This window comes from Micromonospora sp. M51 (genome assembly GCF_018070305.1).
Taxonomy (GTDB): domain Bacteria; phylum Actinomycetota; class Actinomycetes; order Mycobacteriales; family Micromonosporaceae; genus Micromonospora; species Micromonospora parva.
The window spans coordinates 1-2,160 of sequence record NZ_JAGPXZ010000921.1 but is presented as its reverse complement, the minus strand read 5'-3'; the positions used below and the strand labels follow the sequence as shown (position 1 = coordinate 2,160).

Below are 2,160 nucleotides of genomic sequence, written 5' to 3'. Positions count from 1 at the left end.
CTCGTGCCCTGGGCCGTCCAGATCCGTCCGTCGATGGTCAGGTGTGCGGCGGTGTTCGGGGTGACGCCCCGGCTTATCTCCCGCAGCAGCACCGTCGACGGGTCGACGGTGCGAGGGGCTGTCGGCCCGTCGGGCGGGCTACGCCGGTACATCTCCGCCCCCACGGTGCTCGGCACCCGGGGCCAGGTGGTGACAGTGCCGGTCTGCTTGTCGATGACCGTCGTCGGCAGGTCGCCCGGCACCGTGCGCACCTCGCCGGGCACGACGGACGTGATGACGTAACCCAGGTCGAACTCGTCGACCATCGCGCTGCACTCGTGGCCGAGCCGCTGCGAGTCGCGGCGGGCCCAGGTGGCCGCGAGCTGCTCGGCCTGTTGACGGTCGATCACGCATTGAAACTACCGGACTACACGGATCGATGGCAGCCGGTATCGTTTCGCTCTACCGACGGTGACGGGAGGGGCGGCGGTGGACGCACAGGCGGACCGGGACGTCAATCGCGAGCTACGGGCCCGATTCGACGACATCTATGGGCAGTACCAGCAGCTCAGGTCCGGTTTGGACACCCTTCAGGCGCGGCTCGAAGCGCTGCGGGTGACGCGGCGGTCGGCCGACGGGCAGGTGACGGCGACCGTCGGCGCACAGGGCCAGTTGATCGAGGTCGAGCTGACCACCGCCATCTACCGGGACCGGGACGCCCTGGCGCTCGGCCGAAAAATCACCGAAACGATCCGGGCCGCCGCGACCGCCGCCGCCGACGCCACCAGCGACCTCGTCGCCGAGAGCATGCCGGCCGGCTCCGGGGCCATCGACTTCCTCAGGACCGGCGACTACGCCGCGCTGCTCGGTCGGGCCGACGCCGTGCTCCGCAAGGGTGAGGCGACGGCATGACCGACGGGCAGCTCTGGCTCGATCCGTCCCGGGCCCGCCGGGGCGGTGCCGACCTGGCGCTCGCCGGCGAGGCGGTGACGGCCCGTCGTGCGGCGGAAGGGGGCGCCATCGAGGCCGCCAGCGGTGCCCGGCCGTGGGGGCGCGACGACATCGGCGCCGCCTTCGAGCGCAACTACCGCGGGTTCGAACAGACCGTGCTGCGCGCCTGGGCGGGCGTCGGGCACCGGCTCACCGAGCTGGGCGGCGATGTGGTCCAGTCCGTCGACGCGAGCGTGCAGACCGACGCCGCCAACGCCACCCGCCTCGGTCGGGCCGCCGACCGGCGCTGACAACCGGCGATCTGAGATGAGCGTGCTGCCGAGCCCCATCCCGCACCCACTGGACCACGCTCCGTGGGACGTGCCCGGCTGGATCTACGAGGCCCTCGACTGGGTGGTCGGCGTGCAGTGGCCGGAGGGCAACGAGCGGGCCGTGTGGGACGTCGCCGACCAGTGGTACGCAATCGCCTCCGTGCTCGCCGGGCCGCACGCCGACGCCGCCACGGCCGCCGCCGAGGTGCACAGCGGATACGGCGGTGTCGGAGCCGTCGGCGCGGCGTTCGAGGCGGCCTGGCGCAGGCTCGCCGAGGACACCGACGCGCCGCTGCCCGTACTGCTCGCCGTCACGGCCGACCTGGGCCGACTGGTCGAGGAGTGCGGGTGCGACATCGAGGGCGCCAAGCTGGAAGTCTGGATCGAGCTGGGCATCCTGGTCATCGAGCTGCTCACCGTGGCGGTGGCGGCGGTGCTGACCGCCGGCGCCGCAACCCCGGCCGCCGGCGCGGCGATCACCGCCACCCGGCTGCTGGTTCACCAGATCTTCAAGCGGCTGATGGGCCAACTGGCCAGCAAATCCCTCAAACACGGGCTCAAGGAGGCCGGCGAACGGGCCGCCAAGGAGGTCGCCCGCGGGTTCGCCAAGCGGGCCGCCCGCGAAGGGCTGGAGGAGGCCACCGAGGAGGCCGGGGTCACCCTGGCCACCCAGGCGTACCAGAACTCCACCGGCCGGGCCCACGGCCTGGACCTGACCGATCTCGGCGCCTCGGCGGTCGGTGGGCTCGCCGGCGGGGCGGTGGCCCCGCTGGCCGGCCTGGGCCGGCACGCGACCGGGCGGGCGGCGCGAGTCGGGGAGCACCTGGGGCGGGAGATGACCGGCGAGGTGCTCGCCGAGGGGGCGGCGAGCCTGGCCACCGGTCAGGGCCTGACCTCGATGGAGGACGTGGCGCGCGCC

2 protein-coding genes and 2 pseudogenes are annotated in these 2,160 nt (G+C 73.6%); 3 read left to right on the top strand and 1 reads right to left on the bottom strand.

The genetic code is table 11. From position 1 onward, the window contains the following. Nucleotides 1-389 (bottom strand): annotated as a pseudogene (locus tag KBX53_RS30770) (hypothetical protein); the annotation flags it as partial. A gap of 79 nt (nucleotides 390-468) precedes the next feature. On the opposite strand from KBX53_RS30770, the gene KBX53_RS30765 reads away from it, so the two are divergent. The 3 genes and pseudogenes from KBX53_RS30765 to KBX53_RS30755 all read left to right on the top strand — a co-directional run. Next, nucleotides 469-891 (top strand): YbaB/EbfC family nucleoid-associated protein, encoded by a 423-nt coding sequence (locus KBX53_RS30765; RefSeq protein WP_210863236.1) that lies wholly within the window; start codon nucleotides 469-471, stop codon nucleotides 889-891. Beyond that, nucleotides 888-1,220 (top strand): hypothetical protein, encoded by a 333-nt coding sequence (locus KBX53_RS30760; RefSeq protein WP_210863234.1) that lies wholly within the window; start codon nucleotides 888-890, stop codon nucleotides 1,218-1,220. Before KBX53_RS30765 ends, KBX53_RS30760 begins: the two co-directional genes overlap by 4 nt. A 16-nt stretch (nucleotides 1,221-1,236) precedes the next feature. Continuing rightward, nucleotides 1,237-2,160: pseudogene (locus KBX53_RS30755) on the top strand (hypothetical protein); the annotation flags it as partial.

Bases quoted from the DNA above. Each gene is read 5' to 3' on its own strand.
- KBX53_RS30760 (WP_210863234.1), top strand. From the start codon at position 888: ATGACCGACGGGCAGCTCTGGCTCGATCCGTCCCGGGCCCGCCGGGGC.